14 protein-coding genes are annotated in these 16969 nt (G+C 60.3%); 8 read left to right on the forward strand and 6 right to left on the reverse strand.

Going from position 1 to position 16969, the window contains the following annotated elements:
• Window positions 1-18: 18 nt before the first annotated feature.
• Complete coding sequence (locus SKTS_RS15785; protein ID WP_198420379.1) at window positions 19-948, reverse strand: ImmA/IrrE family metallo-endopeptidase; 930 nt, start codon at window positions 946-948, stop codon at window positions 19-21.
• A gap of 3 nt (window positions 949-951) precedes the next feature.
• Complete coding sequence (locus SKTS_RS15790; RefSeq protein ID WP_173067187.1) at window positions 952-1287, reverse strand: helix-turn-helix domain-containing protein; 336 nt, start codon at window positions 1285-1287, stop codon at window positions 952-954.
• Window positions 1288-1532: 245 nt separating this feature from the next.
• On the opposite strand from SKTS_RS15790, the gene SKTS_RS15795 reads away from it, so the two are divergent.
• The 6 genes from SKTS_RS15795 to SKTS_RS15820 all read left to right on the forward strand — a co-directional run bounded on the left by SKTS_RS15795 (window position 1533) and on the right by SKTS_RS15820 (window position 6707).
• Entirely contained in the window at window positions 1533-2768 is a 1236-nt protein-coding gene (locus tag SKTS_RS15795) for a hypothetical protein (RefSeq protein WP_173067190.1), read from the forward strand.
• A 3-nt stretch (window positions 2769-2771) separates the two neighbouring features.
• The gene (locus SKTS_RS15800) at window positions 2772-3725 is read left to right on the forward strand and encodes a hypothetical protein (protein WP_173067193.1); all 954 of its coding nucleotides are present in this window, start codon (window positions 2772-2774) and stop codon (window positions 3723-3725) included.
• Between the two features lie 126 nt (window positions 3726-3851).
• Window positions 3852-4082: a DUF2188 domain-containing protein gene (locus SKTS_RS15805; protein WP_173067196.1), complete on the forward strand. Its 231-nt coding sequence runs from the start codon at window positions 3852-3854 to the stop codon at window positions 4080-4082.
• A 573-nt stretch (window positions 4083-4655) separates the two neighbouring features.
• Window positions 4656-5129, forward strand: a complete 474-nt coding sequence (locus tag SKTS_RS18840; RefSeq protein ID WP_198420380.1) for a helix-turn-helix transcriptional regulator — start codon at window positions 4656-4658, stop codon at window positions 5127-5129.
• Window positions 5130-5235: 106 nt separating this feature from the next.
• A complete protein-coding gene (locus SKTS_RS15815) occupies window positions 5236-5838 on the forward strand; it encodes a type IV toxin-antitoxin system AbiEi family antitoxin domain-containing protein (protein ID WP_173067199.1) in 603 nt (200 codons plus the stop codon).
• Window positions 5835-6707 carry a nucleotidyl transferase AbiEii/AbiGii toxin family protein gene (locus SKTS_RS15820; RefSeq protein WP_173067202.1) on the forward strand — a complete coding sequence of 291 codons (873 nt, stop codon included), beginning with the start codon at window positions 5835-5837 and terminating at the stop codon, window positions 6705-6707. The genes SKTS_RS15815 and SKTS_RS15820 overlap by 4 nt, the downstream gene beginning before the upstream one ends.
• 364 nt (window positions 6708-7071) lie before the next feature.
• Here the strand turns inward: SKTS_RS15820 and SKTS_RS15825 are convergent, their stop codons facing one another.
• Entirely contained in the window at window positions 7072-8385 is a 1314-nt protein-coding gene (locus tag SKTS_RS15825) for an IS1380 family transposase (protein ID WP_173067205.1), read from the reverse strand.
• A gap of 181 nt (window positions 8386-8566) precedes the next feature.
• Between SKTS_RS15825 and SKTS_RS15830 the strand changes: the two genes are divergently transcribed.
• Both SKTS_RS15830 and SKTS_RS15835 read left to right on the forward strand, forming a co-directional pair.
• Window positions 8567-9622 (forward strand): ISNCY family transposase, encoded by a 1056-nt coding sequence (locus SKTS_RS15830; protein ID WP_173067208.1) that lies wholly within the window; start codon window positions 8567-8569, stop codon window positions 9620-9622.
• 25 nt (window positions 9623-9647) lie between these two features.
• The gene (locus SKTS_RS15835; protein WP_173067211.1) at window positions 9648-10259 is read left to right on the forward strand and encodes a hypothetical protein; all 612 of its coding nucleotides are present in this window, start codon (window positions 9648-9650) and stop codon (window positions 10257-10259) included.
• 43 nt (window positions 10260-10302) lie between these two features.
• Here the strand turns inward: SKTS_RS15835 and drmC are convergent, their stop codons facing one another.
• From drmC to drmA, 3 genes are read right to left on the reverse strand one after another with little or no spacing between them, the layout of a single operon-like run.
• On the reverse strand, window positions 10303-11064 hold the full coding sequence (gene drmC / locus SKTS_RS15840; protein WP_173067214.1) for a DISARM system phospholipase D-like protein DrmC: 762 nt from the start codon (window positions 11062-11064) through the stop codon (window positions 10303-10305).
• 1 nt (window position 11065) lies between these two features.
• Window positions 11066-12925 (reverse strand): DUF1998 domain-containing protein, encoded by a 1860-nt coding sequence (gene drmB, locus SKTS_RS15845; protein ID WP_173067217.1) that lies wholly within the window; start codon window positions 12923-12925, stop codon window positions 11066-11068.
• A 2-nt stretch (window positions 12926-12927) separates the two neighbouring features.
• On the reverse strand, window positions 12928-16962 hold the full coding sequence (gene drmA / locus SKTS_RS15850; protein ID WP_173067220.1) for a DISARM system helicase DrmA: 4035 nt from the start codon (window positions 16960-16962) through the stop codon (window positions 12928-12930).
• Window positions 16963-16969 lie beyond the last annotated feature (7 nt).

Below are 16969 nucleotides of genomic sequence, written 5' to 3' on the forward strand. Positions count from 1 at the left end.
TCATCAATCGGCCACGTTTTACCGAACCGGCAACTGGCCGTTCGAGACGAACTGATCAAAGCTGTCGAAACTTTCCTCGTCTCGCCACGATCGGTCCCATGACCGTGGCTCGGCGTTTTCGAGCAGGAGTAGCGTGAGGATTCGATCACGTGCGCCGTAACTGTGCTTGAACTCCCATAGCTTCATGTGTGCTGCCTCTTCCGGGCACCAGATCGCGGCTGACATTTCCGTGCCATCCCATTCTTGCTCGACACTGGTATCAGCTGCCAGCGTGCCCGGCAATGGCTCCTGTGGATCACCATTGCGCCGGATGCGCGCCCGCGTCCTGACGGCACTGCTGCTGCGCCATTCGTACTTCACGAAGCCATTGTCCCAATAGACGAGGATCGCACGCTGCGTGGTGAACTTGATAAAGCGGATGCACAACGCCTCGAACGAGACCTGGAAACGCTTGGCGATCGCACTGAGGACATGTAGATCAATGCGCTGATTCGATATCCACTCGCGCAGCAGATCGCCAGGCATCAGCAGGTTGCCGGCGAACTCGTCAGCTTCGCGCTCAATCTGGCGAAGGCCATCGATGCCGGTGTGAACGCTCTGGCTGTCGCAGTTGAAACTCTGCTTCTGACTGCGATGCAAGATAAAGTGGCCCAATTCATGGGCAATAGTGAAGCGTTGCCGCTCACGTCGAGCCTTCCCGTTGTAGGCAATACCCCAAACTGCGTGGTCATCAGGATCGCGGGCCAGCACTCCTTCGAACGCGTCGCCAATGATTTCGACCGGCGGCTTGATCTCCCGAACACCCGCCCCATAAGGTGTGGACGGCAACATCTGGCGGACAATTTCCAAATCGATGGCGTCGGGCATGCCCTCGCTGTACCACGCCCGCAACCACTTGATGACGTGGCTGGAGGCAATGGAACCCGTCAGTGCCTGCGCTTCGCTCAATCCTCAGTCTCCGCTCTTGCGCGAAAACATCATCTTGAGAACGTCTTGGTAGTGCCTCTTCTCTTCTTCTGTCATCCCAGCGTACTCGCGGAAGAAGGCCACATCCTCAAGGCTGGCTTCGGGAACCTTCTGGATAGGCTCCCCCATGATGTCCTCCATCGTCACGCCCAGCACCTTGGCCAGTGCCTGAACCCGTTCGGCGGACGGGCGTTGGCCGTCCTTCATTTCCAGTTCCCAGATGTACGCCTTGGTACATCCGGCCGCGTCGGCGACCTGCTGCAGAGTCAATTTCTTTGCCTCGCGCAAACGCCGCAGGCGTACTCCTAACGCCGAAGCCATGGCGGTGCTCCTCTAGTGGAAAGACCATCAGTGAATGAAAGCAAGGCCGATAGTATAGCCACGTGATACATAAAAGGTCTAGATGTGCTTATTTGATTGACAAGCGGAAATCTGCGGTTCAGAATCGCGCTTGTATCTCGCTGCTTTACTTATGTGAGGTACGTGTTCAGTAACCATGTCGCTGGCGAGTGCATTCCGAACATCGGTCGCAGACCTCCGACGCCGATCCAGAAAGGATAAACAAGATGAAGAAGACCTTTGTCGACGTGATGCTCGAGCTGCCGGTGGACACCACGCTACGCGACTTCCTGACCTCCCACGGCCTGCCAGTGCCTGACGGTTTTGCATGGGACGATACGCCCGAGACGAGTCAGATCTTGGTCGAGGCGGTCAAAATTTGGCCCGACACCGACGCCCGCGACCGGATGACTGCCAACCTCCTAGCCAGCGTCCAGTTGGGCGATGCGGCGGGCAAGCAGGCGATGTTCGAAGCCGTTGTAGCAGACGGTGCCGCGCTGGTGGGACTTACGCTGTGCCAAAGCGACATTCACCGCTCGTTCTGGCTTTACGTCCACCATCCGGCACTGTTCGACCGTGCCTACGATTTTAGCTTCTGGGAAAACCACGGGCCTCAGACCCAGCAATACGACTTGGGCCTGAAACGTCAGCCGAACACAGCGGACAGCGCGCTGGTTGCTCTTCGCCAGGCAATCTCGGCCTTCTACAAGCGCGAACTGCAATGTGGTGACGGCAGCGAGGCGCACTTGATCGAGCGCAGTCCTGGCGTGTTCCTACTGTCCGTCCACATTAAGGACATGGCCATGCTGAGGTTGGAGTTCGAGGGCTCGACCCTGAAGCGCCGCGTCGGCAATCCCAATATTCACATGGTGCTTGAGTACGCCAAGGCCACCGGCGTGGTGCGGACTCTGGTGCGGGGCGGTGCAAAATACCAGCAGATGCTGGTCGAGGCCTTCGCCGAGCATGTGCTTGGCGTCAAAGCAAACGCACACCGGATCAAGTCGCCGACCTTGGATTTATCGATGCTGCGCACCGGCTTCGACGTGCAGGAAGCGTTCGAAGATGGGTTCTCGATGGTGCAACTCAAGGCACTCACACTCCTCAGCCCGGACAGCGCATTGAAGATCGACTGCACTGCGATGCAGTCCAGCCAGCAACGCTCCGTACATGAACTGTTGAAGGAGAAGCTGCCCGGCCCGCTGGAAGGCCAGTGGACAGTGACGGCGGCACAGGTCAATCTGTACTACCCGCCCGAACCAGGAAGGACACGTCCCAAGGTGGTCACCATCGAAGTGACAAGCAAGGGGCGCCTGAACCTGCATAAGTTCGACGCCAAGATGCAGGCGCAACTGGAGGGCTATCTGGTCGCGGTGGGCATCTTGCAGAAGGGCCAGACCTTGAGCGTTCAGGAGCCTCCTTCGGAAACGGATGCGATGAATTCGTCGCCGGTGCTGGAGGACTGATCGATGACGGGGCACGATGCCTGGGCCCTGGTCTGCCGACTGTTCACCGGCGGCACACCTGTGCTGCGTGCGACGCTGTCGCCGCGTGAGGTGGCCGCATTGTCCATTCTCGGCAAGGCGATCAAACCAACAACGCTGGATCCGCAATTCGTGCTCTGTCCCCACTGCCAGCAGCATCGGGCGCAGGTTTGGGGCGACGGTCATGGCGAGCGAGTGTGCCGTTGCCCGGATTGCGGGCCGGTCACCGTCGAGACCGACGACGTCGCGGCACTGACCCTGGACGAAGATTGGCTGCGGCAGAAAATGCGTCTCGCGCTCGGGATCGAGAGTCGCGACGGCATCGATGATCTGGGCGACGGGGTATGGCGGCTTGGCGATGCTCGCCGTTCGCCCGTGCTGTTGGCCCGCGACCTGACGCGGGTATGGCAAGAGCCCGCACTGCTGGATCGGGTGCGGGTGCCCAGTGGCGACATCCGCGTGATTTCACCAAGGCCACGCACCACGCGTGGATCGCCATTCGGGATTGGCGTGGAGTGGCTGGCGCTGGAGGAACGTTTCACGTTCTACGGTGGCGGGATCTCGTTTATCGGCAGTGCATCACCATCCACGAAACCAGTAGTTGATGATCCAGCCACGCCGGTGAACGGGCCGTTCTCGGCGGACTTCAAATGGGCAACGCTGCCGGATGGAAATGGCACTGCGATCCGATTCACCGACGGTCAGGCCAAGGTGTTCGCAGCGCTGTGGTCGTTCAAAGGGGGAGCCACGACGGCGGAACGGATCATGCAACGAGCGGGTCTGGATAGCGCCAAGCCGAGCGATTTGTTCAAGATCAAACAGAAGGACAAGGGCAAGCCAGAGCCCGAGGCGCAGCACGCGGCCTACGGTGCGCTCGTGGTCACGCAGCAACGTTCAGGGCTGTACTCGATGCCGTGCGCAGCAGGTGCGTTGGCGTGATCGGCACGGCCCCATGAAACCAGACATCAAGAAAGGAGATTTATGACATAAGCCCAATACGCGATGCGCCCAGGCTCGCGCTGATTTCCAGAGCCTGTACTTTTTTCATCTCTTGGAGTATTTGACATGACCGGAAAGAACCAATGGGTTGTACCCATCAATGGCGGTGATCAGTGGGGTGTTCGCGGACAAGGTAACGAACGCATCACATCGATCCATGATACGCAGCGAGAGGCGATTGGCCGCGCGAGGGGCATCGCCGTCAACCAACAGAGTGAGTTGCTCATCCAGGGACGAGACGGGCAGATCCGTGAGCGCAACAGCTACGGCGACGATCCGTTTCCACCCAAGGGGTGACTCTGGGGTTGGCCTCGCCACCTTGCGGTTTGATGCACGACAATTCTGCTCGTGCAAACACGCAAGCAAACCACTCCCGATGGCACGCGCATAAGTGTTTGACGAACAACGCAAAGTGCGCGTGCCACCGCGAAAGAGTTGGTGGGGATTTTGAGAGAACAGAGGGCAAAAGAGAGTCGAACCGGCTGCCCAGTGGCCCAGGCCGTGCACACCCATGGCACACGCAGGATGGGCGCGAACACGGCGTGTCGTGCGGGAAGCAGAAATGGAAACGCCCAACCGAGAAGGGTTGGGCGTCTAATACTGGTGGTGGAACAAGTCCGCCACGGAAACCGAGATTCTACACATAAACGACCTTAATCGGAAGGACTACCGTTCTGTCGGGCATTTACTGCAATTTGTCGGGCTTTGCTCTACCACCCGCATTGCAGCGTCAAGTTCGCGTCTGAGGGTTTGTAGGCGTCCATTCGACGGAAAGCGCGTTTTAGCGAGGGCATGCCGGACGCGCTCCGACTTGGCTTCGTTGTCCTCCAGCGCCTGAATGCGTGTCCCTAAAACCACAGGAGACACGTGATGAAGAAAGTCGCAATCAATGAACAGGAGTTGGCCGAGCGCTGGGGACTCAGTCCCAAAACCCTACAGCGCTGGCGTAGCGAGGGTCGAGGCCCGAGGTACTTGAAGCTCTCCAAGCGGGTGACCTATCTCGTGGAGGAAATCCAGGCATTCGAGATGGAGTCGATGCATTCGGCCACTTGGGAAAAAGGCAGTGATGTCGTGCTGTCCAAAGACCCAAATCTGATGTCGGCCAAGGAGATTGCCGAGGTCATGAACCTGCCGATGTACATCCTCACCCATCCAAACATGCGGGAATCGCTCGGAATTCCATTTTTGCATGTTGGAAAACTGATCCGCTTCAAACTGGATGAGATCAAGGCCTGGATGCTACGCTGTTCTGCCGAAATGGAAGCGCACGGCATCGAGGTGCCGAAGGATCCTCGCTCCCAACGGCGTACATTGCTTGAGGCCTTGGCCCGACTGCCGGCATGACCACTCGATTGGATGCACCGCCGACCAGATCGGCGGTCATCTGGCAAAGTTCCGTTTATTCGTCACTTACTTGCTTTCGACGAATAAACGGAACATACTTCCAACCATGCGTGAAGCCACTCAAACCCAGCGCGTTATCGATCTGCTTGCCCAGAAGGGGATGCTGCGCCCAATCGATCTGGACGCCATGGGCATCCCTCGGGTGGTGCTGACGCGCATGAGCACCGCTGGCCAGCTCGAGAAAATCGGCCGTGGCCTCTATCGCCTGCCAAGCCCTGGCTCCGAAAACGAGAGCCTGGTCGCCATCGCGACCAAGGTGCCACAGGCGGTTTTTTGCCTGCTCACGGCCCTGCAATTCCATGAACTGACCACCCAACTGCCGCGCCAGATCTGGATCGCCATGCCTCGGGGCAGCCACACCCCGAAAATCGATTATCCGCCGGTCAAGATGGTGCAGTTCGCCGGGGAGGCTTATTCGGCAGGGATCGAGGAGGTCGAGCGCGACCAAGTCAAGCTGCGGGTCTACTGCGCAGCCAAGACCGTGGCCGACTGCTTCAAGCACCGCAACAAGATCGGCCTGGACGTGGCGCTCGAAGCCCTAAAAGATGCCCGGGCAAAAAAGAAGGCTTCGGCCGACGAGCTCTGGCGCTACGCCAAGATCTGTCGCGTCGCCAACGTGATGCGCCCCTACCTCGAGGCCATCGAATGAACAAGGACATCGCCGCCTCCGTCCGGGCACGTCTGCTCAATCTCGCCAAGGCGCAGGGAGTGGATTTCAATCAGGTGCTGGTTCGCTTCGCCCTGGAGCGCATCCTCTACCGCCTGAGCCAATCGGAGCACGCCGACCGTTTTCTACTCAAGGGCGCGCTGTTGTTCACCCTCTGGTACGACATGCCCCATCGCCCGACGCGCGATGCCGACCTGCTCGGCTTCGGGCCCAGCGATTTGGACTCCATTGCCCAGACGTTTCGGGACATCGCCAGCGTCAATGTCGCCGATGGCATGGTTTTCGATCCGGCATCGGTCACCGCCGAGGAAATCCGCAAGGAGGCCGGCTATGCCGGTGCTCGGGTACTGATCAGCGGCGAAATCGCCAAGGCACGCTGCAAGACGCAGATCGATATCGGTTTCGGCGATGCGGTCACGCCCGGGCCGGTCGACGCAACCTACCCAGTACTGATCAATGATCTGCCAGCACCACGACTTCGTACCTATCCCGTTTACACCGTCATCGCAGAAAAGTTGCATGCCATCGCTTTGCTGGGCATGACCAACAGCCGGTTGAAGGACTATCTCGATTTGTTGGTGCTGCTGGATCGTGAAACGCTGGATGCTGAAACCTTGGCCGGCGCGATCGCGGCCACCTTCATCCGGCGCGGCATGGCAGTTCCGGCTTCGCTGCCGGTCGGCCTGACGGATGAGTTTTCAGGTGACGCGACACGGCAAGCCCTGTGGCACGCGTTTCTCAAGAAGAACGAACTGGCCCAACAAGCGCTACCGGATGTCGTGGCCGTGCTGCGAACGGCACTGGAGCCGGCACTAATTCGTGCTGCAACGCTGAACGGGCTCCAGAAATAGAGAACCCGCCCGTACGTCATCTGACGCAGAGGAGCGGGCCGTGTTGTATCTGATGCGATTTAGGCAACCCTGAAAACGCGAAAGCCCACGCCTGCGCATGGGCCTCGGAACTGGAGATCCGGCGTTGAAGCAAGAGCGTCCAAGGCGCAGTGTATGCAACTCGCCTGCCTCACGCAAGACACTGCAAAAGCGTGTTAACCCGGATATTTCACCAGCCCTATGACTTGGGTGCGTAGATATGCTGGACGCGTTGATCGCAAGCCCAGGGGCGGCATTTGATCAAGTTTTGATCAAATGGGCGAATTTCAGACGGACTTCCCCCAACCCCCGAAGATCAGCATGTCGGGGACGCACTCGTTTGTCGCTATGGGGACGCCAAGGCGTTGGCGGCGATGAAGTAGGTATCGCGTAGCGGATGGTGCGACGCCAGCAGGATGCGGATGCGGCGCGTGTTGCGAATCACCGCCGCGCCGATCTTGAGCAGGCGGACGCGAATCGTCGCCGCGGTGGCCTTCGCCAGATCAGTGGCGGCCAGCGCGATCTCGCGCAGGCGTTGCATCAGCGTGTAAGCCAAGGCCGAGAACAGGATGCGCAGCCAGTTTGCCAGGAACTTGTGGCAACTGGCCCGCGTGCCAAATAGGTCCAGTTGGGCTTCCTTGATCCGGTTCTCGGCCTCGCCCCGCTGGCAGTAGAGGTCGTCATACAGTTCCTCAGCAGGACGGTCGAGGTTGGTCACGATGAAGCGCGGATTGGTGCCTTGGGCGCCAAACTCCAGGCGGGTGATCAGGCGCCGCTCCCGATCCCAGCTCTTGGCGGCGTAAGAGAACTGGCCAATCATCCGTTGCTTGGTCCCGGTGTTGTGGAAGGCCAGTTCCATGGCCTGCTCCCAGTGGGCCACGTGGCGATGCAGACGAGCATTCCTTGCCATACCGATGACGTAGCCGACGCCATGGCGTTCGCACCAGCGGATCAGCCGCTGGCGGCAGAAGCCCGAATCCCCACGCACGATGATCCGTAGCGCCGGCCACGCCCGGCGCAACCGGGTCACGATCAGCTTGATCACGGCGGTCGCATGCTTGGCGCCGTCGATCCGGCTGCGGCGCAGGACACAGGCCAGCATGGCCTTGCCAGCGAACACATACAGGGGCAGGTAGCAGTAGTGGTCGTAGTAGGCATGGAACTCGGTCTGTTCCTGTTCCCCGTGCAAGGGAATGTCCGAGGCATCGATATCCAGCACCAGTTCCTCCGGACAGATAGCCTTGCTGGCAATGAACTGCTCGACCAGTACCCGGTTCAGGGCTACGACATCGGATCGCGTCGCCCGCTGTTCCAGCCGACACAAGGTCGGGCTGCTGCCCAGTTCATCACGCGTGCCCACCGCGGTTTGCATCAGTGGGTCGTTGCGCAAGGTGGCGTGGTCGTTCAGGTCCTCATAGCCGCAGCACAGGGCATACAGGCGCTGTGCGATCAGGTCGCGCATTTCATGCGTGATGCGCTCCTGATTCCGTGGGTCGTGCAGTGCTTCAGCTACCGCCCGCGACAATCCAATGCGCCGGTCGACTTGCCGCAACAGCATCAGCCCCCCATCGGAACTGAGCGCGCCGCCCTCGAAATTCGCCTCGATCGTGCAACGACCCAGGCGCCCAAACTCCATTTCCCTACGCGTACAATTTGGCATCGGCGGAATACTCCGTTAATCCTGTCTCGACACCAGTATTAACGCGCCTCACGGCGATTCCGCCGAACTACTCTCGTGAAATATTCGGGTTAAGCCAAAGTCGTAATGTCCCCTTTGTCCAAAGTAGAAATGTCCCCTTTTGGTTTTTGAGGGGAGCGAGGCGGTGGAAGGAGACTTGACGATGAGCAGGAAAGAGCGGGATCGGCTGAAGGTGGTTGAAGCCGTTCGGGAGAAACGGCTCAAGCAAGGAGAAGCCGCCAAGCAGCTGGGGCTGTCGTTGCGCCAAGTGAAACGGCTGGTGCGCGCCCATCGGGAAGAGGGAGCGGCGGGGCTGGTCTCGAAGCGACGAGGACAGCCGAGCAACCGACGCATTGAGGAGGTGGAGCGCACCGCGGTCATGGCCTGTGTGCGCAACCATTACGCGGATTTTGGGCCGACACTGGCGGCGGAGTATCTGCGCAGCTTCCACGGCTTTACGCGCTCAACCGAAACCTTGCGGCAGTGGATGATCGAGGCGGACGTATGGGCGCCGAAGCGGCAACGCCGCAAGCGGCCGTTCCAGTTGCGCGAGCGCCGCTCCTGTGTCGGCGAACTGGTGCAGATCGACGGCAGCCCGCACGCCTGGCTGGAGGCGCGCGGGCCACGCTGCACGCTGATCGCCTTCATCGACGATGCCACCAGCCGGCTGCAGTACGCCCGCTTCGAGCCCGCCGAGACGACGCGTGCCTATCTGTTGGGCTTGCGCGCCTACGTGACCCGCTTCGGGCGCCCGGCGGCGCTCTACAGCGACAGGCACAGCATCTTCACCAAGCACGACCCGGAGGACCCGACGCCGACGCAATTCGAGCGAGCTGCACGGGCGTTGGGAATCGAACCGATCCTGGCGCTCTCGCCGCAAGCCAAGGGACGGGTGGAACGTTCGTTTCAGACGCTCCAGGACCGGCTGGTCAAGGCGCTGCGGCTGGCCGGGATCGACACGGTGGCCGCAGCCAATGCCTTGCTGCCACGCTTCATCGAGCACTACAACGCTCGCTTCGCCAAAACGCCCAAGAGCACACAGGACGCGCATCGGGCGCTGGAGATCGAGGCCGAACCCCTGCGCTGGGCCACCAGCGAGCAGTACCAACGCACCTTGTCCAAAGTCGCTGTCGTGCCAGTACCAGGGGCGGCAGTACCTGATCCAGACCCAGGGGGCGCCGGCTTATCACCTGCGTGCGGCGCGGATCACCGTCTGTGACGAGGGCATCGACGACACCCTGGTCTTGCTCCACCAGGGCCGGCTGCTACCCTACAAGGTATTTGCCCGCCATGACTTGCCGCCGCGCATCGCCGACGACAAGACCGTCGATGCCTATGTCGAAGCCGCCTTGCAGCGTCAGGCTCCCCCGCGATCGACTCCGCCCGCCGGCCATCCTTGGCGCAAAGCGTTCAATGCCATCGCGAGGATTCTCCACGACAATACCAGTCTGCTGGCTCGGTTGCGAAATGCGCGGTCGGAGGTCGATGGCATACCGATATGGAGCCCGGAATTCGAACGAATCCAACGTGTCATTCTCAAGCTGGCACGTTGCCATGCTGCATTCGAACTGAATGAGCCAATGCTCGAAGAACCCGCTCACTTGGTCATCAAGCCCTTGAGCCTGATGACGGCAGACGAACTTTCTTCATTTGAGACTCATGGAGCACCCGTGATCTGGCCAGAGGTGGGAAGCCGTGCGATGCAGCGAGTACTCGTGTCTGGCATGGATCTACACGCGGAAGGGTGGTTGGTCGTCCAAGAGAACAACTACCGATTCCAGGTTCACCAAGCCTGCGGGCTGACCATCAAGATCGTGCTGCGTGAATATCTTGGATGCGAAATCGTTTGGGACTGAATCGTGCCGTCGCCAGAATGTCTTCATCGGCCACAGATGGGACTTACGCTGGCGAAACCACTTTCGTGTCGACCAGCGACCGCAGATGGTCATCAAGCAACTTCGCGATGCGCCCACCAGAAATCAGTACGCCAACCTCCATGTTTTTTTCCATGGCATGCCCAGTCAGATTTGCGCTGGTGATGAAACACATCCTGCCGTCGGCAACGGCGACTTTGGCGTGTACGCGCCCATCGGAGAACGGATCGGCCTTGTCACGCCAGGAATAGAGTCTTGCGGCTGGGACCAGCGTTCTCATCTTTCCTATCGCATCGAAAGTAATGCTACCACCGTGATCCTGGGACAACTCGAGTAGCATGGAGATGACCACTCCGCGATCACTGGCTGCATTCAGTGCCTTGACGATGGTCGAGACGTCATAGGCCACGAAACTGGTGATGAACAAGGTCTGTTCAGCGGCGTTGATGACTTGCAACAGAGCTTGCTCCGTTCGACGGGCCGAAACGAAAGGCGTCGTCGGCCCCGTCCACACGAGCTCCGTGGATTGCTGACTCGCGGCCTTGGTAAAGACATGGCCGGCAGCGAGCAGCATCGATGCAAGCTCATCGGCACTAACAGTGCTTCCTTGCCAGGCATCGATGAGCTGATCCACGATACCAGCCGCTGCAGGCGTGCCGACCACACCCGAAAGTGCACCGACTGCTTTGCTGGAGTCGGTTCGGCGAACCCGGTTGGCTATGGCCTGAACCTTCTCCGGAGAGACCAGACAGACCACGGCTGCGACAGCGTCCAAGAGCTTATCCATGTCACAAGCCCTTGAAGAAAGCTGCGTCGATACGTTCCAGTGTCGGAACCAGCAATGAGCGATCCAGATAGCGATTGCCGCGCTCGCAGGAGGTCTCGGCCACCAAGCTACAAGCGTGGCATGCCGCAGCATGAAGGGAGCGATCTTTCTCAGGATCGTGCTCGGAGCAGAGAGGATCCGAGGAGCATATCTTTGAGCGGTTCAAGGCCTGCTCCAGCAGGCGTCCCAGATTCTCAGGTTTGCCGAGATCGACGAGGCCCCCCAGCGTCCCATCGGAGTCCGCAGCTGCCGTGTAGATGAGGATGCCAGCCTGCGGACTCTCGCCGGAGGTGTCGGCATAGATTCGCTCGCGAATGCTTGCAGCGTTGTAGCCGCACTCCAGCGCCAGCTCGCGAATCAGCAGGTGTGAGAGCGTGTGGAGCATGGCGTAACGAATGCCGGGGTAGCCCTCATCCGGGTCGAGATGACGCGAGTTGCGCCATCCTCTGTGGCCACCACGCAGCATCTGGTCGACCTTGTTCACCGCAGGCAGAGCCTCCCAGGCGACGAGCGCCTGTTCGTCGAACTGGATGAAGATGCCTTCTCCATGGACTTGGTTCGCGGGAACCCAATCCGGCTTGCTTCGTGAGAGGCTGGCCATCTGAGGCCGTTCATTCGGGTCACCTGTTTCTTCGGGTGCCTCCACGCGCGTGAAACCGAGCAAGGCATTGACCTCGCGCAGTCGCTCCAAAAGCAGCACTCGGCTGATTTGCTTTTCGAAGGCCGCTGGCGTACCTACCTTCTTGCTCATGAAGTGCGGGTAGTCCGTGGGCGGATTGGCCTCGGTCAGCACGTTCCACTCGGGGCCCTTGATGTCGGCCTCGCCCACGACCTCCTGCCCGCCACCGGTGCGGTGTGCCTCGATGGCCAACCAAATCGACGCTGCCGGGTATTTGTCGATCCCAGGCAGTGCCCCGGTTTTCTTCAAGGTCTTCACCGTCACCGACACTTCAGCTTCGGATTCCAGTTCATCGAAAAACTCCCAGCCATCCTGCACCAGTTGACTGACTGGGTCCTTGGTCTGAGGAATCGCGAGCGCCGAGAGCGTGATCGGGAACCAACTGTTCGTGGCGCCCAATAGAACCGCTCGCGCCTCTTCGTCACATTCGTTGTCAAAGTGATCGAGGTGAGGATGGCGTCCTCGACAGCCTGGCAGATTCTCTTTTCCCGCCTTGCCGAAGGCGTGAGCCATGCTTCTTGATGCGCCACACGCATCACATTTTGCCCACAGGTTTTCCGTCTGCAACGAGGCACCGCTCTCGAAGAAGCGCAGCGTACCCTTGCACGAACTGTTGCCGCCGTGGACGAAGTAGTGCCAAGGAAAGTCGTCTAGGTGACCGTCACGACAGGCCAACAGGAAACGTGCCGGTACGGCATCGGCGTCTTTGGCGGGTTGATCGCCTTTCGAGCCTCGGCAACCCTTATGGACGAACCGCGTCCGTTCTGGCCTAAAGCGGTTCTCCTTGATCTCGAACAGTCCGGCATCGAAGGGGGACAGCAGGCCGCATTTCACGCAGCGCATCCAGCGCGGGAATGGCCGGACGGGAACACCGATGTTCGCCTCGGCCGACCAGACGTCGACGAGCTCGCTTTTCTGGAACGGCGGCATTCGTAGGTTCTCGACCTGTGCACCCAGTACCTTCCGGACGGCGGCCAGTAGTCTGGCCTCCTGGATCGGTTGGCAACGGTCCTTTTCCCAACGATCTATGCCGAGCGTCACGACGGACAAGCTTGGCAGATCAATCAATGCCCCTGGCCCGTAGGTCCAGAGCAACTGGCTGGGTCTCACTTCTCCGACAGGAGTTTTGTTGCTCGTCGTCATGTTCAATCCTCATCCTTCGTCGCGGGACGAGGCTTCCAATCGTGGTCGTCCGTGATGTGGCTGGTATTCATGATCAAGCGCACACCGGGCTCCACCTCACGCATTGACATGGGCACGGTCCAATTATCCCAAGCGTGAATACCAGGCGAGCTGATTAGAGCTTTAGTTGTCGCGGCTTGCGCCCCTCGCTTTTCGTAGGCAAGTATTCGCCCTGGAACGCTTACTTCCTTGGCCCACTCGTCTGCACGCTCCTTGAGCTCCTGTTCGGCGAGGCTCTTAGTACTGGACAGCTCGCTGACGTTCCAAGCCCGTTTGACCAGCACATCAATTGCGTCGGTGATCTCGCTCTGGTCTGATTTGTCCAGCTTGCCCGCGCCCTCATTGGGGCTGAATACATCATTCTCGAGGCGCATCAGGCTCAGCAACGAGCCAGTCAGACCACGGTCCATGGCGCGGGGCGAGAACGGTGTCACCGATTGCGCTTCCACATGCTTGTAGAAGGTGGCGTGGTAATGCTCGAATGTCTCATAGTGCGAGAGGTCGCGGGGGCGAGCCCATGTGAGCACGGTGCAAACCAAGCCGGGGAACGAACGCCCCACCCGGCTGGTGGCCTGGATGTACTCTGCCGTGCCCTTGGGTTGGCCATTGACAGCCATCAGCCCCAGTCGATTGACGTCGACACCCACTGACAGCATGTTGGTGGCCAACACCACATCGATCGCCCGGGTATCTCCCTCCTGCCACTTAGTCACGTACTTGCCGGCTGCAGCGTCGAACTCAGACTTGAATTTCACCTCGAGGTTGTCGAGATACTTCGGGATGTCCTGGCTGGAGACTCGAGACGTCAGCTCGCGGATGTTGCTGACGCTGCGTTGAGCCAGTGCGGGTCGCTCCACCATGCTCATCTGCACCCGGTAGGAACGCGTCTGCACATCGTCCTCAGCCAATCGTTTCATCCCGCCCAGCTCACGCAGCGAGTTGAAGTAGCCGACCATGGTCATGTACGGATCTGCTGGCTCGCCGAAGCGGTCAAACAAGGCCTGAGCTGCGGTCAGGAATGCCGTGTAGACGCGGATCAGCATTGCAGGTCGCGAACTGCCCGGGGAACAGACACCGAGATAACGCCGTCCCGGTTTGTCCTCGATCGGGCGCTGGACTGAGAAGTAGTTGTCTTCCACGTCCAGTCCGTGTGGCGGGAACACCGACACGCGCCGCATGAAGACGTTGTTCACCTGCTCGCGTGCCTTACGTACCGTGGCGGTGGACGCGATGATCTTCGGCTTGACCATATGTTCGCCGAGCTTCCAGCCGCACAGTTCGTCCACGGCCGTCTCATACAAGCCAACCATAGTGCCAAGCGGTCCACTGATCAGGTGGAACTCATCCTGGATGATCAGGTCCGGCGGACGGATCGGGTTGATGTTCTTGACCTTGGTGGCACTGAGCCCCTTTCCGGCCTGGTGGTTGCCATTGCAGTCTGCGCCTTGCCATAGCAATCCATGCCGTTCGCATTCCTGCCCCACACGGCCAAACAGCGTGCGCACCTGACCCCGCCACGCCATCATGGCGAACTTGTCTACGGTGGCGATCATCATCGTCGGGGGGCGGTGGTATATCTCCTCGTCCACGACGAGCACAGGAATGCCCGCGTGAGGGAGCTTGCTGGACTTGCCCTTCGAGAAGTCGCAGCGGCCCTTCTTGTCGCCACAGTAGACGAAGGTGCGCCCGCGCACCTTGTCGACCTCCACATCGCGCCCTGGGGCGACTTCCGAGCCACACCAGGGGCAACTAGTCAGCTGTGCGGGAGACGCGGCCCCTGCGTTGTACTTGCCGGGGTTGCGGATGTCCTCGATGGCCCGATGGCTATCCTCGGTCGTGCCGGGTGTCACCTTGTTACCCACCCACAAGCCGATGGTGAAAGGCTCACTGCCGAGTGATTCGTCACCCTTGGCCAGCGCCTCGCGCCGAAGCACCTCCATCGCACAGATCAGCGCCGTGGCACGCTGGAACTGCTGGAGCGTCAGTAGGCGCAGGGTGTATCGCATGATCACGGCCAGACCACGCGATCCGTCGTAGCCGCCCAGGTTGCCCTGCATGCGCCGAATGGCCATGGTGAAGGCGGCCACACCCAGGTACGCCTCCGTCTTGCCACCGCCGGTGGGGAACCAGAGCAAGTCGGCATAGGCTTCGACTGGTTGCACGCGGTCAGGGTGCGTAGGATCGGCCAGCGAAGGGATCGAAAGCAGCAGGAAGGCCAGCTGGAACGGGCGCCAGCTGCGGTTCTTCAGCACGTCGAACTGCTCGACGGTGACGTCCTTGCCACGCCGGATTTCGAGGGCGTACTGGCTTCGCACGCGCTGAGTCGCCATCGCCCGGTTGGCGAATCGGAAGGCCGCCAGCGCTTTCTCGTTGCTCTTGAGCGTATCGATACCCTGCTGCAGACGCGTGTGGATCTCCTGGCACCGATCCATCGCCTGTTGCGACTGCGCGTCGTAGCCGAGCACGTCTACGCCTACTCGAGCACGCTGCTCGTCGATCCACTCGGCGTAATCCTTGGTCAGGAGATTCAGGGCATCGACTAGTGGATCGATGTCCAGATTGGCAAGGCGCTGCATGTCCAACAGTCCGCTGCTCACCATTTCCTTCATCGCCGGCCGGTCGGCAGGGTCTAGCCCCGGCGTCTCGGTGACCTGCACCTCGTACTGCGGCATGACGGAGGTTCGCACCTCAGTGGCCAACGTCACGTCATCTGCCGATTCGGCGTGGACCGCAACGCCATGGCCCACAGCAAACTCCACCCGGTTGCGGTAGATCATCTCCAGCGACTCGCGCTCCGGGTCCATGCCGTCCGAATCCAGAACGGGACGGCGACGGAAGATTGCGCGCTTCGGTGTCTCAGCTTCCGAGCGCACGATCAGTTCCGGCTGAAAAACCCAGGCGGAATCGCGATTGGTGTCGGGTTCCTCCTGGGCATTGACCAGAAACAGCGTCACCAGGCGGTCGCCATTCGCGCTCTTGGCACGAATAGAGCCTTGCACCCGCACTTCGGGATAGTCCTTGTCTGCTGCCTGATGGGGGATCACACCTTCGTTGAGCGGTAGCACCAGTTTGCCGCCGCAGGGAATGCGCTGCCAGACCTTGGCCTTTGACTGCTCCTCGGCACCGGTCTCCTTGTTCTTGCGGGTACGAAAGATCTCGTGCTCGTCACTACGCTCGTAGCGCCCCCAACGTACCTCGACTTCGATCCGCTCGGCATCGCCGTCCACGCAAAATGTCATGCCGAGGCTGCTCGGCACCAGCGATTGATTGCTGGCCGCGTCGATCTCATCGGCAGCGTCGGATTCAGGCTCGACACGACCCGTTGCCGTGCCGAACTCCGCGCCGGGTTCATGCTGACCAGGAGCCTTCGGATCGGTAGGCTCTTCGGCCTCGTCGCTTGCCAGCGGCCCTTCGAGCCCCTCGATGCCCCCCTGTGCAGCCTCGCGTGGGGCCAGCTTTCCGACCAGGTAGCGGTCCCGCACGCCCATGTCGACGATGCGCTCGTGGGGTCCGCCAGCCGGGCCGAGCAAGTCGTCCATCACCGCCAGTTGCAGCAGTTCGCGGATGTAGGCGAGCTCCTGCTGATATCGAGGTGAGCTGACGTCAGAACCGACCGTCGGCACTTCGGCGATGGTCTTGTGCAATGCCTTGGGCAGGGCTTCGACGAAATCGGTCCACTGGACCCGACCAATACTTCCCGAAGACGGTGGCGTGAGTGCAGTGAGGCCGATCGAGACGGGGTCGGTAACCGACAGCAGTCGGTCGAAATAGAGCGTGGTGGTTTCGAGATCGGAACGAACCCGCAGCACACGCCCGACACGGGTGATGCTACCAAGGGGGCTCAGGACCAGAACCCAGTCGTCCTCCTCGGTGGCCTGATAGAGAGAACGCTCACCCTTCAAAACCAGGATGTAGGGCGCAAGCCTGTGGTCAGTGCCGAGACCATGATCGATGGTGATCCATGCATTCGAATTTTTCTCATCAGTGTTCGGTGTCATGTCCGTT

The organism is Sulfurimicrobium lacus (genome assembly GCF_011764585.1).
Classification (GTDB): domain Bacteria; phylum Pseudomonadota; class Gammaproteobacteria; order Burkholderiales; family Sulfuricellaceae; genus Sulfurimicrobium; species Sulfurimicrobium lacus.